Origin of the sequence: Bacillus sp. R45 (genome assembly GCF_021729365.1) — a bacterium.
Lineage (GTDB): Bacteria > Bacillota > Bacilli > Bacillales > Bacillaceae > Bacillus > Bacillus velezensis.
The window spans coordinates 2,527,424-2,542,385 of sequence record NZ_CP091421.1; the positions used below are offsets into that span (position 1 = coordinate 2,527,424).

Genomic DNA, 14,962 nt, shown 5'->3' on the forward strand with positions numbered 1-14,962 from the left:
TGTAAAAGGGGAAAAGACGATTGCCGATCACACAGCAACCGTCTTTTTCTTTATTTTACAATAAGATGATTCATATTAGCAAAAGACTTGATCACATCTGCAAGAGCGGTCATTTGCGCTAAACGGTTGGTTTTTAATGCTTCATCGTCCGCATTTACCATCGTGTGATTAAAGTAATCTTCGATCGGCTCTTTTAATCCGCTGAGCACGGCAAGCGCCTGTTCATAGTTTTTGGAGGCAAAGCTTTCCGCGACACTGTCTTTTGTTTTTTCATAAGCGTCAAACAGCTTTTTCTCCTGTTCATTTTCAAACAGATCCGGCTTGATATCGCGGCTCTCGCCTTTTTTACTGATGGAGATAACCCGGCCGAGTGATTCAGCCGTTTCTTTAAAGCCGGGTGTGCCGAGGTGCTTCTCAAGCACTCTTGCCTTATGAACGGCTGCATACGGCTCAAGCTCTGTGCTGTCCAGAACGGCTTCAATAACGTCATGACGGATGTCTTCAGCGTTTAAGACGTATTTCAGACGCTGTGTAAAGAAATCAAGGAGCTCATTCTCTTTTTCCGTTTCTGTCAACGACAGCAGTTCTTTAAAAGAAATGCCCCAGTTGCGGTCGATCAGAATGGAAACAATGCCGCTTGCCTGACGGCGCAATCCGTACGGATCCTGAGAACCTGTCGGAATTACGTCAATGCTGAAGAAGGAAGCAATCGTGTCCAGTTTATCAGCTAACGCCACGACCGCGCCGATAAAGGTTGAAGGCACTTCTCCCCCGGCCGCTCTCGGCATATAGTGCTCATTGACAGCGGCAGCGACGGCATCATCTTCACCGAGCATGCGCGCATATTTTTCTCCCATCACGCCTTGAAGCTCAGGGAACTCATAGATCATATGTGTAACCAGGTCAAATTTAGAAATCTCTGCGGCGCGCTTCACAAGTTTTTGCGTCTGTTCATCCGCTTTCAGGCGGACGGCAAGTTTGCCCGCAATGGTGACCGCTCTTCTTACTTTATCTCCAAGGGAGCCGAGCTCTTCATGGAAAACGATATTTTCCAATTTCTTCACGTTTTCATCAATGTTCAGCTTTTGGTCTTCTTTGTAGAAGAACGCAGCATCTGAAAGCCTTGCTCTCAGCACTTTCTCGTTTCCGCGGGCAACATTTTCAATTGCATGGCTGTTCCCGTTTCGCACCGTAATAAAATGAGGAAGCAGATTCCCGTTTTCATCTTTTACCGGGAAGTAGCGCTGATGCTCTTTCATTGTTGTCACAAGCACTTCTTCAGGGATAGAAAGAAACTCGGATTCAAAAGATCCGTAAAGCGCCGTCGGATATTCCACCAGATGGTTGACTTCGTTCAGCAGATCCTCATCGACCGGAATGTTCCATTTCTTCTTGGCCGCAAGCGCATCCAGCTGGCTTTGGATCATTTGTTTGCGTTCTTTCGGGTCAGCAATGACGCTTTGTTCTTTCAGCAGCTTTTCGTATGATGACGGCGCATCAACAGATACTTCTTGGCCGAGAAAGCGGTGTCCCTGCGTGTTCCGGCCCGTCTTGACATTTGTGATTTCAAACGGAATGACGTCTTTTCCAAAGAGGGCGGCAATCCATTTGATCGGACGGATATAGCGCAGATCCTGCGTGCCCCAGCGCATGTTTTTCGGAAAATGCATTCCGGCAATCAAATTTTCCAGCTGCGGTAAAAGTGTCTTCGTCTCTTGTCCCGCCTGGAATTTTTGAACGAAGACATATTCCGTGCCGTTTACATCTTTTATATACAGGTCATCCACTCCGGCGCCTTGGCCTTTTGAAAATCCGATAGCGGCTTTTGTCCAGTTTCCGTCAGCATCCAGAGCGATTTTTTTCGCAGGGCCTTTTGCTTCTTCCTGAATATCAGCCTGTTTTTCTGCTACGTCTTTTATATATACTGCCAGACGTCTCGGCGTATTAAAAAGTTTCACTTCGCCGTGGGCGATATTTTTTTCAGCAAGCCAGCCGGTCAGCTTTTCACCGAGCTGCACCATGCTGTCATGTAAAAACCGCGCCGGCATTTCCTCGAGTCCGATCTCTAAAAGCAAGTCTTGTTTACTCATGGGAAGAGCCCTCCTCTTTAAGCATTGGGAACCCTAATTTTTCCCGTTCTTCATAATACGTTTTTGCCACTTTTCTCGCTAAGTTGCGGACACGGCCGATATAACCCGTCCGCTCTGTCACAGAGATCGCGCCTTTTGCATCAAGCAGATTAAATGTGTGAGAGCATTTCAGCACATAATCATAGGCCGGATGCACAAGCCCGTTATCCATTTGTCTGATCGCTTCTTTTTCATAGGTGCTGAACAAATGGAAAAGCATATCCACGTCAGATGTTTCGAAAGTATAAACGGAATGCTCATATTCAGCCATCATAAATAAATCTTTCACAGTAAATCCTGACGTCCATTCAAGATCAAAGACGTTTTCTTTATCCTGAATATATGACGCGAGACGTTCAATACCATATGTGATCTCAACGGACACCGGTTTACATTCAATTCCGCCCACCTGCTGGAAATATGTAAACTGAGTAATTTCCATCCCGTCAAGCCATACTTCCCAGCCGAGACCTGCACAGCCTAAAGACGGGTTTTCCCAGTTGTCTTCTACGAAACGGATATCATGTTCAAGCGGGTCAATGCCGAGCGCACGCAATGAATCAAGGTAAAGCTCTTGAATGTTATCAGGCGACGGCTTGATAATGACTTGGAATTGGTGATGCTGATAAAGCCTGTTCGGGTTTTCACCGTACCGTCCGTCCGCAGGCCGTCTGGACGGCTCAACGTAAGCCACTCTCCACGGCTCCGGCCCGATGCTTCGTAAAAATGTATACGGGCTCATTGTGCCTGCGCCTTTCTCCACATCATACGACTGCATGAGCACACAGCCTTCATTCGACCAGTGCTTCTGCAAGGTTAAAATCATATCTTGAATGTTCATTTCAAGCACCTCCACTTTCTCCATTCTTTTACAAGTGCGGCGGCAACCAAAAAACTCCCGTCTCTATGCTTGCCGGCCGCAAACATAGGGACGAGAGTTCTCCCGCGGTTCCACCCTAGTTGCTGAGGATGTGAATCACTCAGCCTCTTTTTAAAGGGTTGCTCGAGAATGCCTTTCGTTGCGCGCTCATCCTTAGCTTACACTGTCCTAAGGTCGCTTGTATGAGTTGGACGCAAGTACTTCTTTCTGTCACTGCAACATATTTTATAATAAATGATCATATAAAAAGATGGGCAGAATGTCAACTTTTGTTTTCATCCAAAAGGTTCTTCATGCTTTCCATCTGGTCTAAAAACCGTTTTGACTTTAAATAAAGTCCTGAATATTCCTCGTAATACAGATCAATGACCTGTTTAATTTCGTTTTTGGTTTCCTGTTTTAACGAGACGCTGCCGAGCCTTCCGATATCAAAGTAATAAAAAAGCCTTAGCAGCCTTGCCGTTTGCGGCGAAATCGGAACTCTGTACGGATCCTTTTCAAAGCAGCGGTGGCAGATAAAACCGTTATCTCTTATCGAAAAATGAAACGTCCCTTCCCCGCTTTTGCAGTGGACACAATGATTCAGCTCCGGATACAGCCCCATGACGCCGAGCATTTTCATCTGCACGATGAATGTGATCACGTCCGGGTCAGTCCCGTCATTCAGCCTCTTAAAGGATTCGAGAATCAATTCGAATAAATAGGGGTTCGGTTTCTTCTCTTCCGTTCCTTTGTCAGTGAGTTCAGCGATAAAAGCGGCATACGCCGTCAAAAATAAATCTTCTCTGATCGTTCTCATGCTGAGAATCATTTCACCCTGCTGGAGCGTGCCGAGTCCGGATGTTCTTTGCATTAAAAATGACCCGTACAAAAACGGCTGGCTGACTGCTGACAGCCGGCTGGCTGACTTCCTGGCGCCCCTTGCCATGACGCCGATTTTGCCGTGTTCCCTCGTCAGCAATGTCACGATTTTATTCGTCTCCCCGTAGTCATTCGTACGGAGCACGATTCCTTCACATTTAGTCAGCATTTCCGCACCTTCCAACAACGGGAGGGGCCAAGAGGTTTACAAAATTGGAAAATCAATTCGGGCTAGCTCATCTTCCGGTTCTTCGGGTCTTTCCAGGTTCTCTTTTTCCAGTTCTTTAAAAAGAAGGTACGTATCAACACTTCCTGTTTGAGAAAATACGTTCCAGGTAAAATTCAACACAAAAAACCCACCTTTCATCATTAAACTAGCTTGCCAATCCAAATTCTTACCCTTATCTTGACCTGATGTCCTCCTTTTCATGTTAAACAAATTTTGCTAACGAAGCCCTGTTTCTGTGAGGTAATCCCACACATCAGGCATGCGCTTTAGATGAATTAATATTCATCCTCTTTGAAGCCGAAATCACGCAGCTGAGACATTTTATTCCGCCAGTCCTTCTGCACTTTCACCCATAATTCGAGGTAAACGCGTGAACCCAGCAGCGCTTCAATATCAGCCCGCGCTCTTTTGCCGACTTCTTTCAGAAGCGCTCCTTTTTTCCCGATGACGATGCCTTTTTGAGAATCCCGCTCAACTACAATGGTGGCGGCGACATGGACGGAGCCGTTTTCCTGCCCTTTAATGGACTCGATAGCGACAGCGATGCTGTGCGGCACTTCTTCCCTTGTCAGATGGAGCACCTTTTCCCTGATCAGTTCAGAAATAATGAACCGCTCGGGATGGTCAGTCACCTGATCGCTCGGATAGAATTGAGGCCCTTCCGGTAAATACGCTTCAACCTGCGCGAGAAGGGTTTCGACGTTGTTCCCTTCCAAAGCTGAGATCGGCACGATTTCTTTAAACGGATAGCGCGCACGGTACTCATCAATTAAAAGAAGCAGCTGGTCAGGGTGGATCTTATCAATTTTGTTTACGATCAGAAAGACCGGCGTGGACGTCTGTCCGAGCTTTTCAATGATAAACTCGTCGCCCTTTCCGTACCCTTCTTCGGCGTTGATCATAAATAACACCAAGTCAACTTCTTTCAGCGTATTCTGCGCCACTTTCATCATAAAGTCGCCAAGCTTGTGCTTCGGTTTGTGAATGCCCGGTGTATCAATAAAAATAGTCTGCGACGTGCCGGTTGTCAGCACCCCTTGGACTTTATTTCTTGTCGTCTGGGGTTTGTCGCTCATGATGGCGATCTTTTGACCGATGACCCTGTTTAAAAAGGTAGACTTTCCTACGTTCGGTCTTCCGATGATAGATACAAATCCTGATTTAAAGCTTTCGTTCGTCATGTAAATCCTCCGATGAAAATGCGCCCGGCAATAATTCTTCCGCAGTCATTTCTTTTATTTGTCCATGTAAGTTGGTCAGAATAACAAGCATATCCTTTGAGCACAGCTCGGAAATTACTTGTCTGCAGGCTCCGCACGGCGAAACCGGTCCCGGAGTATCCGCAGCCACGGCGAGCATCGCAAATTCCGTATCCCCCTCGGAAACAGCTTTGAATATCGCCGTGCGTTCAGCACAGTTGCACATGCTGTATGCCGCATTTTCAATGTTGCAGCCTCTGTACACTTTTCCGTCTTTGGTAAGAAGAGCGGCTCCCACTCTGAAATTTGAATACGGCACATACGCTGTGTCCCGTGCTTTTAATGCTTCTGCAATCAATTCTTGTCTGTTCATGTGTACTTAATTCCTCTCTTACCTTTATCCTGTATGATACCGCTGTCACTTTTATTTTACATAATTACGATCGGTTTTTCACGCCCATTTTTGGCAATGTAAAATAATTGTAAGAATCTTCTGCTAACATATCTTCGGTAGGAAGATGAGTAAACCAATGATACACGATATCACGGCAAAGACGCAAACGGCTCCGGCGGCCGCGTCCTTTGCCGCTTTTGCGAGCGGGTGATACTGATCAGTAACTAAATCCACAACATGCTCTATCGCCGTATTTAAAAGCTCCAAAGCAAGCATCCCTCCGATCAGCACCAAAACAACGGCCCATTCGGCTGTGCTCAGCCCGGTAAGAAAACCGCAAACGATAACGGCGCAGGCCGCGGTAATATGAAATTGAAAATTCCGCTCTGACCGCGCCGTTTTCCAGATTCCCCTCCATGCATGGACAAAGCTCTTCAGGAACCTGCTCCACTCGTTTTTATGATCTCGTGAGTCCATACTCATCCAGCAAATCCTTTTGTTTTGAAAACATTTCTTCCTCTTCTTCTTTTGTCAAGTGATCATAGCCAAGCAAATGCAAAAAGCCGTGCACGGCCAGAAAACCGAGCTCTCTCATAAACGAATGGCCGTACTCTTCCGCCTGCTCTTTCGTTCTGTCTGCGCTGATGATAATATCTCCTAAAACAGGCGGCATGTCGGCGCCTACGATTTCAACCTCGTCTTCGCCTTCTTCTTCAAGCGCAAACGAAATGACGTCAGTCGGCGTGTCTTTTCCCCGGTAGTCTCTGTTGATTTCTCTGATTTCTTCATTTGTCACAATCGTGACCGATACTTCAGCCTGATCCTGAACGCCTTCTTTTTCCGCCGCGAATTGGAGCAGCTTCTCCACTTCTTGGAGCGCATCAGCTGAGACGCTGTTCGTTTCATCAACAATATCTATGAGTAAACCCATTTATTTCACCTTCTTCGTAGCCTCCGGATATTCAATCCGGGAGTGGAAAATTCCTTTTAAAGTCGCACATAGCGTTTTGGCGATCGTATCCAGTTCTCGGAACGTGAGATCACATTCTGAGAATTGTCCGTCCTGAAGCTTATCGGATATAATTCCCCGCACCAGTTTTTCGATCCGCTCGGGATTGGGATTATGCATGGAACGGACGGCGGCTTCAACGCTGTCGGCCACTGAGATAATAGCCGCTTCTTTCGATTGCGGCTTCGGCCCCGGGTAGCGGAACTCTTTCTCTGTAATCTGGTCGCCCTTTTCTTTCGCTTTATAATAAAAGAATTTTAAAAGGGACGTTCCGTGATGCTGCTCCGCGATATCCACAAGCTCTTTCGGAAACTTATAGCTTCTGAGCATATTCGCACCGTCTGTCGTATGTGCAATAATGATATTTTTGCTGAGCTGAGGAGACAGCTTGTCATGCGGATTATCCATATTCATCTGATTTTCAATAAAATATTGCGGACGTTTCGTTTTGCCGAGATCGTGATAATACGCTCCGACCCGTGCTAAAAGACCGTTTGCCCCTACGGCTTCACAAGCCGCTTCCGACAGATTTGCCACCATGACGCTGTGATGATATGTACCGGGTGTTTCCGTTAAAATCTTTCGAAGCAGGGGATGATTCGGATTAGACAGTTCAATCAGCCTCATCGTTGAAAGAATGCCGAATCCCGTCTCAAAAAACGGCATCAGACCGATAATCAAAACGGATGAAGCAAGTCCCGAGACGACCCCCATCAGCATCAGCGTTCCGATTTCAACAGGTGACAGCGCCGTATTTTGTATTAATAAAAGCGACAGCACGATAATCATATTAATAAATGAGACGAACAGTCCCGCCTGCAATATTTTTGATCTCGCATTGTGTTTCCCCAAAAACAGAATGCCTGAAATGCTGCTGATTAAATAGTAAATGCCGATGACGTAATTAAATGTTCCCGTCACACCCTGATTAAACATCATACTGCCGCAGATCGCCAGAATGATGCTTCCTAAAATGGCGAGCCTTTCATTGAGCAGCAGCCTGATTAAAATCGCGCCGGCGGCGATCGGCACAAGATAGCCGATATTGGTGTATTCAATCTTCTGAAAGAGACTGACGACTTCCATAATGACGAGAATAAGCGTTGTAATGATAGAAAACAGCAAAAGAGATTTATTTTTCAGCTTAAGCTCCTGCTGCTGTTTCTCAAAATAGTAGACAAGCGTGGCGATAAACAGCCCGATCATCAGAAGCAGACCGCTGATCGGCTTTAACAGGTTGGAATTATTCAAAAGCCCCGTCAGTTCAAGCTTCCTGTATACTTCCCGGTCGATCAGGTCATTCTCTTCCACGAGAACCTGTCCCTGTTTGATCTGTACCGGCTGGACGCTGTCTGACGCTTCCTGGCGTTTTTCATCCGTCGCTTTCGGATCAAATACGTAATTCGGAATGACCGCGTATTTTCCGATTTCAGTCGCAGCCGCTAAATATTTTGACGGCACAGAAGCGCTTTTCAGCTCTTTTGCGACCTTATCCTTCGCTTCGGCAAGCTTTTCAGAAGGAATTTCACTGCTCATCACCGTATTCACCGCGGTAATGACGGAATCCCTCACAAATGAGAAATCTTCATTGTTTGCATGGAGAAGCGATTTAATGGCATCTTCCGAGACGGATTCATTGACATCCTGTGTCAGCTTGTTTTTCACCGATTTGACCAATGATTTTTCCGAAGGTGACTTTTTGTCTTTTTCCGCATCTTTTTTCACTTCGCCGATGCTGTCAAAAATGGAAGTGATCAGGTCAAGCCGGTTGTCGGTATAGCCTTTTTTCAGGGTGTATTGATCTTCCACCGCATCTTCGGCCGCCTGTTTTTTCGATTCCGTCGCCTGCTGATCTTCCACTGTGGCGGGCGCGTAAATCGTCTTATCACTGACTGAAAACAAATCCAAATTAAGTGATTCAGGTTTTACATGAATAAAGAGCAAACCAAACATGATCGCTGAAAGCAGCAGGTACAGCAGCACATGGGCTGAGCGGGCATGTCTGAAACTGCGGAACCGTTCCCGGGCGCTTTTGCCCTTTTCCTTCTTTTTCAAAACAAGAACCTCCTCCCTGAAACATCAGGAACACATCATATAAAAATGACCCGATAACGGGAGATCGGGTCATTTTTGCATTACTTTTGCTTATCATAAGCTTCAATAATTTTTGCAACAAGCGGATGCCTGACCACATCTGTCTGGTCAAGTTCAATCACGGAGATGCCGTTTATGTCCTTCAGCATATCCTTCGCTACTGCAAGTCCCGATGTGACGCCTTTCGGCAGGTCAATTTGGCTTACGTCGCCCGTAATGATCATTTTAGAGCCAAAACCCAATCTCGTCAAAAACATTTTCATTTGAGCGGGAGTGGTATTCTGGGCTTCATCAAGAATCACATACGCGTCGTCAAGCGTCCGCCCTCTCATATAGGCAAGCGGGGCGATTTCAATAACCCCTCTTTCCATAAGACGCTCCGTATGGTCGCTTCCGAGCACATCATGGAGCGCGTCATACAGCGGGCGCAGATAAGGATCTACTTTTTCCTTTAAATCTCCGGGCAGAAAGCCGAGGCTCTCGCCGGCTTCCACAGCGGGTCTTGTTAAAATGATTTTTTTAATGTGGCCGTTTTTTAAAGCATGCACCGCTTTTACGACCGCCAAATAAGTTTTGCCGGTTCCCGCCGGCCCGATGCCGAACACCATGTCGTTTTTCTTCATCGCCGCCACATATTCTCTTTGGCCGAGGGTTTTGACACGGATCGGTTTGCCTTTTGCCGTTTTCGTTATTTCCTCTTCATACATGCTTTCAAAATAGTCCAGTTCATCTTTTTTTGCCATTTTCACGGCATACAGCACATCACGTTCCGAAATCTCGATCCCCTTGCGAATTAAAGTAAGGAGCGAGCCCAATAATCTGTCAGCGATCTCAAATGTTTCATCATTCCCGGAAACGTAAATGGTTTCACCGCGCGTGATGAGGCTAATGCCCAGATCCTTCTCCATTAAATGTAAAAAGGCATCTTGGCTGCCGAACAAAGAAAGTGCTTCGTCCGGGCTTTTCAGTTTGTGATTAATCGCAAGTAAATGTTCTGCCATTCTTTAGTCTCCCTGAACAATAGGTGTGGTTTGAACGATATCTTCTATAACTTGGTAGAGAATAATCAACTTTACTTTACCATTCTCAACGGATTGGTGCAAAACTTTTTCACTTTCCACCTCTCCGCTGCCGTTTAATCGCTTTTCTACATCTTGTCTTCCCATTTTGATACCGGCCTGAACCGCTTCGCCTTTCGTATAAGTCCGCACGGTTGTTTCACTTTCTCTTGTCTGTTCTTGAACGTAAGAAATCGGAAGCTTCATCCCCAGAAATTGAAACGGGTGCTTTTCTTCCTCTGTTTTCGGATGTTTCAGCGGCTCCTCATTAAATTCAAAGCCCCAAAAAGGCACGCCCCATGATCCGAAAGACAGCTTGTGCTTCGTCCTTACTTTACCCGTATATAGCGTAAATGATGTTTCAAGAGGCACGGTTACTTCTGACTTGTACCATGTTTCTCCGTAAATTTCCGCTTTTGAGGCGACTTTCCGGTCTTCATTTCCGATCAGTCCTGAGACGAGAAGCTGTCCTTTGTCAACATGATCGTTCACAAAAGCCATCGGCTGCCCCTTTTGCACGAACATCCTTTTGATGACCGCCTTCTTTTTGGCAACGATATGGCGGGGGCTCACGTACTTTTCTTTTGTCGGTTCGTTTTTTTCGACCACTTTCATATGAAGGGCTGTCCCGTTCAATTCCACACCGACCCACGTAATATTATCAATGCCGTTTGTTAATGATTTTTGAATTTTCTCCGGCGTCATCATTAAAAATTGCAAACGTCCTTTTTTCACACCGATTTCTTCAAGGTGCTTTACCATCTGATGCTCGGTTTCGGGCTTGGCCCCTTTAATATCAATGTCCCAAATCATGTTGGACAAAAGAAACAATATAACAAAAAACATCACAAACCCCGCAGTGAAGCCCAGGTTTAATTTTGATTTGAGAAGCAGAAAGGGAAGACCCTTTCTTTTTGTAAAGCTTGCTTTGCATTCATGTTTTCTGATGACTCTTCTGAAAGCATGTACATCTTGAAGCTGAATCATCAGCAGAACACAGTCTTGCTTTTTTTTCACCGCAAAGATGGCGATTCCGTTTCTCGTGCATTCATTCAGCAGCCGTTCAATCCCTTTTCCTTTGACTTCCATTTGGACTTTACCCGAAAAAAATGACAGCCATTTGTTTTTCACATTATTTCCCCCCGGCTTTATGAATCGACATATCGTACGTGATCTATCGTGCCTTCCAAAAGAATTTCCTCAGGAAGGATTGCCTTAATGACCAAGTTTTTTCCTGATATGATACATTGCCCCTGCTTGAGCATCAGCCTGACTTCTTCTTCGCTGAACAGCAGGAGGCCTCTGTGATTCTCTATGTAGATATGAAGTCTGCCGACCATCGTAATCCGAGGCAGATCCATCATAACGTCCGGGGGAATTTCCAATGCTCTTGTCAGCCATGCCTTTACACGATTCTTTCTTTGCCCCATAAAAAAAGAACCCCCTTTCATCTCATATGTATGATTTGAAAAGGGGTTCTAACACTTTATTTTTTACCGATGCTCCGCATGGTCCGGTGCGGTTTTTTTGCACGGGGCGGACCCAAAACCTCACTGAATATAATGCCTTGAACCGCAGTTTCTTTATTTATTTTGAGGGCTGATTTCTTCAGAGACGCGTTTCGTGCGCGTTGAGATGTCAGCTTATGTTCAAGCCCGTTAAACATCTGCTCCGTCTCCGCTAGGCGCTTTTCAGCTTCCCTTCTTTTTTTCTCAAGAGGGTTCTCTTCTGAAACGGCAGGCAATTCTTCCGCTTCCAGCTTATGCTCTTTCTGCGGCTGTTTTTGATCCTGCTTTTTTGTCTGATTTTCGGGGCGTGTACCCGGCGGCCGTTTTTCATCTTTGTTTTTCTTGCCGAATATTGCCGATATAATGCCGATGACGGCGGCAATGACGAGCGGATTTGTCAGAATCTCGTGCATATAGCGGCTCCCTCCTTAATAGAGAGGTTATTGTTGGTCTTCATCTTGCTGGTCATTCGTCAGCTTGCCGATAGAATCCCTCATGTCCGTATCCGCGTCGATATTTTTTATGTTCATATAGTCCATGACGCCGATGTTTCCTTCACGCAGCGCTTCTGCCATCGCAAGCGGCACTTCGGCTTCTGCTTCCACGACTTTTGCACGCATTTCTTCTACGCGAGCGCGCATTTCCTGCTCTTGGGCGACCGCCATGGCGCGGCGCTCTTCGGCTTTGGCCTGCGCAATGTTTTTGTCTGCTTCTGCTTGATCCGTTTGAAGAATCGCTCCGATGTTTTTGCCGATATCAACGTCGGCGATGTCAATCGAAAGAATTTCAAAGGCGGTGCCTGAATCCAGCCCTTTGCCAAGTACGGTCTGCGAAATCATATCAGGGTTTTCAAGCACTTTTTTATGATTACCCGAGGAACCGATTGTCGAGACAATCCCTTCTCCGACACGGGCGACAACCGTCTCTTCTCCCGCTCCTCCGACAAGGCGCTCGATATTGGCTCTTACGGTGATTCTGGCTTTTGCTTTTACTTCAATTCCGTCCATGGCGACACCCGCGATAAACGGTGTTTCAATGACCTTCGGATTGACGCTCATCTGCACGGCTTCCAATACGTCACGCCCGGCCAGGTCAATGGCTGCGCAGCGTTCAAATGTCAGCTCAATATTGGCGCGCTGTGCCGCAATCAGGGCATTGACCACCCTGTCAACATTACCACCGGCCAGATAATGGCTTTCGAGCTGATTTGTTGTTGCGGATAGGCCGGCTTTGTGCGCTTTAATTAACGGATTGACAACGCGGCTTGGTATGACGCGCCGCAGCCTCATTCCGACCAAAGTGAAAATGCTGATTCTGACTCCTGCCGCAAGCGCCGAAATCCATAGCATCACCGGTACAAAGGTGAAGAATATGGCTAACACGATTATGGCAGCTGCAACTATTGCTAAAATCGCCAAACTTGACAGTTCCATCTAATTCCTCCTCAAGGTTATCATCTATATTTCTCTCACGACAATGCGTGAGCCTTCCGCTTTCACTACTTTCACCTGTCTGTCTTTTTCAGTGAATGATCCTTCCGAGACGACATCCAGACGTTCATCATCAATAATGACGGTGCCTGACGGTCTGAGGGCTGTAGCGGTAATGCCGACTTTCCCCAACAGCTCCGTCCGGTTCTGATTTGAAACATAACCGCTCTCTGTGCTTGTTGAATCAGTTAATATTAATTTTTTAAAGAATTTCATTCGTTTCCCCAACACCCTTGTTAATATGATAAAGGCTGTAATAGACACAGCAATGGCGATCAAGAGAGAAACCGCCATTACGGTAAAGCTGCCCGCAGCGAGAAAGAGGCTCGCGATGACGCCTGCAATACCGATAAGACCGATTATGCCTCCGGGCAGAAATATCTCTAAAAGGATAAAAACCAAGCCCGCGCAAAATAAGAATACGCTGTCATAGCCGGCGAATCCGGCAGCGATATGCCCGGTGAAAAACAGCAGCATGGCCGTCAGTCCGACGGCACCCGGTATTCCGAGGCCCGGCGAGAACAATTCAATGGTCAAACCAAGCAAAGCAAGCGTTAATAAGACGGGGACAACAAACGGATTTGTCAGCCATCTGCCCAATTTGCCGACAAAACCTTCTTTTGCATGGTGAACATCCGCTTTGTCAAAACCGAGCTTTGTATATAAAGCATCAAGGTTTGAAACCGTGCCCTCCGAATATCCGACTTCCTTGGCTTTTTCAGCTGTCAGTGTCAGCAGTTTTCCCTTTGGGGCGCCCGCTTCCTTTGCATTGATGGCGGGATCTGCCATGGCCAGGGCGTATTTCGGATTTCGGTTGTTTTTAACCGCTGCGTCCTCCATTTCTGCATGCCACAGTGATTGAGCCTTTTTGTCCGCCGCGTTTCCTTTTCCGTCGATGATGGCTGCGGCACCCATTTTTCCGCCCGGCGCCATATAGATTTCATCTGCCTGAAGCGCTATATACGCTCCGGCAGAAAGCGCCCGTTTATTAACGTAAGCGGTAACAGGCACATCCGCGCGGCCGATGATATCCGCAATATCCAAGGCTGATTGAACGGCGCCTCCCGGTGTATTGATGTCAAGAATAATGTGTGACGCGCCGGACTCCTTCGCTTCTTTGAAAGAACGCGATAAAAACGAGGCGAGCCCCTGTTCGACATTTTTCTCAACCGGGATGACATAAACCGATGGGTGATCAGCTTTCGCGTTCAATTGAACCCCTAATAAAGATAATACAAATAAGCCCAATAGAGCAACAGCAATTCCGTTTTTTTTTCGGAACAAGGCAAATATACCCTCCTTCCCGTTTCGTTCTTCTTTATATACGTAACAAATGTACTTTAGTTTCATTTTTTATGTATAAAAAAAGACATCTCTCTAGGAAAGATGTCTTTTTTCTTGTCAATTAAGATAATTGACTGCTGACAAGTCTGTTAATTACGCTGCCGTCAGCTTTACCTTTTACTTTAGGCATAATAGCACTCATCACTTTGCCCATGTCCGCTTTGGAGCTCGCACCGACTTCAGCGATGGTTTCATTTACAATTGTCTGCAGCTCTTCTTCAGAAAGCTGCTTCGGTAAATAAATTTCTAAAATGTCCAGCTCTTTTTGAACTTTATCTACTAAATCTAAACGATCAGCGTTTGAAAATTCATGGAGGGAGTCTTTACGTTGCTTAAGTTCACGAGATAGGACAGTAAGTTCCTCATCCTCGGTCAAACTGTCTTTCTTAAGCTTAATTGCTTCGTTTTGAAGTGAAGCTTTCACCATTCGAACGACAGTCAGTTTGTCTTTCTCACGGCTTTTCATATACAGCTTCATATCTTGGTTAAGTCGCTCAAGAAGACTCATAAATCCACCCTCTTTTAGAATTTGCGTTTTCTAGCAGCTTCTGACTTTTTCTTGCGCTTTACGCTAGGTTTTTCATAAAATTCGCGCTTTCTTGCTTCTTGCAAAGTACCTGTCTTTGATACACTGCGTTTGAAGCGACGAAGAGCATCTTCAAGCGATTCGTTTTTTCTAACGACCGTTTTTGACATTCTCTTTCCCTCCCTCCGAATACACCAATCGACTACCTTTAAAAAGATACATATATAAACATGTACTTTGA

16 protein-coding genes and 1 pseudogene are annotated in these 14,962 nt (G+C 46.1%); all 17 read right to left on the reverse strand.

The window, feature by feature from the left end:
• Nucleotides 1–50: 50 nt before the first annotated feature.
• Nucleotides 51–2,090 carry a glycine--tRNA ligase subunit beta gene (glyS, locus tag L3V45_RS12335; protein WP_025852962.1) on the reverse strand — a complete coding sequence of 680 codons (2,040 nt, stop codon included), beginning with the start codon at nucleotides 2,088–2,090 and terminating at the stop codon, nucleotides 51–53.
• A complete protein-coding gene (gene glyQ, locus L3V45_RS12340; RefSeq protein ID WP_003152984.1) occupies nucleotides 2,083–2,970 on the reverse strand; it encodes a glycine--tRNA ligase subunit alpha in 888 nt (295 codons plus the stop codon). Before glyQ ends, glyS begins: the two co-directional genes overlap by 8 nt.
• A 301-nt stretch (nucleotides 2,971–3,271) precedes the next feature.
• A complete protein-coding gene (gene recO, locus L3V45_RS12345; RefSeq protein WP_003152982.1) occupies nucleotides 3,272–4,039 on the reverse strand; it encodes a DNA repair protein RecO in 768 nt (255 codons plus the stop codon).
• Nucleotides 4,040–4,075: 36 nt separating this feature from the next.
• Nucleotides 4,076–4,219 carry a YqzL family protein gene (locus L3V45_RS12350; RefSeq protein ID WP_007408286.1) on the reverse strand — a complete coding sequence of 48 codons (144 nt, stop codon included), beginning with the start codon at nucleotides 4,217–4,219 and terminating at the stop codon, nucleotides 4,076–4,078.
• A 155-nt stretch (nucleotides 4,220–4,374) separates the two neighbouring features.
• Entirely contained in the window at nucleotides 4,375–5,280 is a 906-nt protein-coding gene (gene era / locus L3V45_RS12355; RefSeq protein WP_003152978.1) for a GTPase Era, read from the reverse strand.
• Complete coding sequence (locus L3V45_RS12360; RefSeq protein WP_236837019.1) at nucleotides 5,261–5,671, reverse strand: cytidine deaminase; 411 nt, start codon at nucleotides 5,669–5,671, stop codon at nucleotides 5,261–5,263. The genes era and L3V45_RS12360 overlap by 20 nt, the downstream gene beginning before the upstream one ends.
• Nucleotides 5,672–5,794: 123 nt before the next feature.
• Entirely contained in the window at nucleotides 5,795–6,169 is a 375-nt protein-coding gene (locus tag L3V45_RS12365) for a diacylglycerol kinase family protein (protein WP_003152974.1), read from the reverse strand.
• Entirely contained in the window at nucleotides 6,150–6,623 is a 474-nt protein-coding gene (gene ybeY / locus L3V45_RS12370) for an rRNA maturation RNase YbeY (RefSeq protein ID WP_015387991.1), read from the reverse strand. The genes L3V45_RS12365 and ybeY overlap by 20 nt, the downstream gene beginning before the upstream one ends.
• Entirely contained in the window at nucleotides 6,624–8,756 is a 2,133-nt protein-coding gene (locus tag L3V45_RS12375) for an HD family phosphohydrolase (protein ID WP_003152972.1), read from the reverse strand.
• 80 nt (nucleotides 8,757–8,836) lie between these two features.
• Entirely contained in the window at nucleotides 8,837–9,796 is a 960-nt protein-coding gene (locus tag L3V45_RS12380) for a PhoH family protein (RefSeq protein ID WP_003152970.1), read from the reverse strand.
• Nucleotides 9,760–10,984 (reverse strand): annotated as a pseudogene (gene yqfD / locus L3V45_RS12385) (sporulation protein YqfD). The gene L3V45_RS12380 and the pseudogene yqfD overlap by 37 nt, the downstream one beginning before the upstream one ends.
• A 17-nt stretch (nucleotides 10,985–11,001) precedes the next feature.
• Nucleotides 11,002–11,283, reverse strand: coding sequence for a sporulation protein YqfC (yqfC, locus tag L3V45_RS12390; protein WP_003152966.1), 282 nt, complete (start codon nucleotides 11,281–11,283; stop codon nucleotides 11,002–11,004).
• Between the two features lie 56 nt (nucleotides 11,284–11,339).
• Nucleotides 11,340–11,774: a hypothetical protein gene (locus L3V45_RS12395; RefSeq protein ID WP_057080480.1), complete on the reverse strand. Its 435-nt coding sequence runs from the start codon at nucleotides 11,772–11,774 to the stop codon at nucleotides 11,340–11,342.
• A 27-nt stretch (nucleotides 11,775–11,801) separates the two neighbouring features.
• The gene (gene floA / locus L3V45_RS12400) at nucleotides 11,802–12,794 is read right to left on the reverse strand and encodes a flotillin-like protein FloA (protein WP_003152961.1); all 993 of its coding nucleotides are present in this window, start codon (nucleotides 12,792–12,794) and stop codon (nucleotides 11,802–11,804) included.
• Between the two features lie 24 nt (nucleotides 12,795–12,818).
• The gene (locus L3V45_RS12405; RefSeq protein WP_003152959.1) at nucleotides 12,819–14,135 is read right to left on the reverse strand and encodes an NfeD family protein; all 1,317 of its coding nucleotides are present in this window, start codon (nucleotides 14,133–14,135) and stop codon (nucleotides 12,819–12,821) included.
• Between the two features lie 121 nt (nucleotides 14,136–14,256).
• Nucleotides 14,257–14,703 carry a GatB/YqeY domain-containing protein gene (locus L3V45_RS12410; RefSeq protein ID WP_003152958.1) on the reverse strand — a complete coding sequence of 149 codons (447 nt, stop codon included), beginning with the start codon at nucleotides 14,701–14,703 and terminating at the stop codon, nucleotides 14,257–14,259.
• Nucleotides 14,704–14,717: 14 nt separating this feature from the next.
• A complete protein-coding gene (gene rpsU, locus L3V45_RS12415; protein WP_003152957.1) occupies nucleotides 14,718–14,891 on the reverse strand; it encodes a 30S ribosomal protein S21 in 174 nt (57 codons plus the stop codon).
• Between the last annotated feature and the right edge of the window lie 71 nt (nucleotides 14,892–14,962).

Bases quoted from the DNA above. Each gene is read 5' to 3' on its own strand.
- rpsU (WP_003152957.1), bottom strand. From the start codon at position 14,891: ATGTCAAAAACGGTCGTTAGAAAAAACGAATCGCTTGAAGATGCTCTT.
- ybeY (WP_015387991.1), bottom strand. From the start codon at position 6,623: ATGGGTTTACTCATAGATATTGTTGATGAAACGAACAGCGTCTCAGCT.
- glyS (WP_025852962.1), bottom strand. From the start codon at position 2,090: ATGAGTAAACAAGACTTGCTTTTAGAGATCGGACTCGAGGAAATGCCG.
- yqfC (WP_003152966.1), bottom strand. From the start codon at position 11,283: ATGGGGCAAAGAAAGAATCGTGTAAAGGCATGGCTGACAAGAGCATTG.
- L3V45_RS12395 (WP_057080480.1), bottom strand. From the start codon at position 11,774: ATGCACGAGATTCTGACAAATCCGCTCGTCATTGCCGCCGTCATCGGC.
- L3V45_RS12365 (WP_003152974.1), bottom strand. From the start codon at position 6,169: ATGGACTCACGAGATCATAAAAACGAGTGGAGCAGGTTCCTGAAGAGC.
- L3V45_RS12380 (WP_003152970.1), bottom strand. From the start codon at position 9,796: ATGGCAGAACATTTACTTGCGATTAATCACAAACTGAAAAGCCCGGAC.
- floA (WP_003152961.1), bottom strand. From the start codon at position 12,794: ATGGAACTGTCAAGTTTGGCGATTTTAGCAATAGTTGCAGCTGCCATA.
- L3V45_RS12410 (WP_003152958.1), bottom strand. From the start codon at position 14,703: ATGAGTCTTCTTGAGCGACTTAACCAAGATATGAAGCTGTATATGAAA.
- recO (WP_003152982.1), bottom strand. From the start codon at position 4,039: ATGCTGACTAAATGTGAAGGAATCGTGCTCCGTACGAATGACTACGGG.
- L3V45_RS12360 (WP_236837019.1), bottom strand. From the start codon at position 5,671: ATGAACAGACAAGAATTGATTGCAGAAGCATTAAAAGCACGGGACACA.
- era (WP_003152978.1), bottom strand. From the start codon at position 5,280: ATGACGAACGAAAGCTTTAAATCAGGATTTGTATCTATCATCGGAAGA.
- glyQ (WP_003152984.1), bottom strand. From the start codon at position 2,970: ATGAACATTCAAGATATGATTTTAACCTTGCAGAAGCACTGGTCGAAT.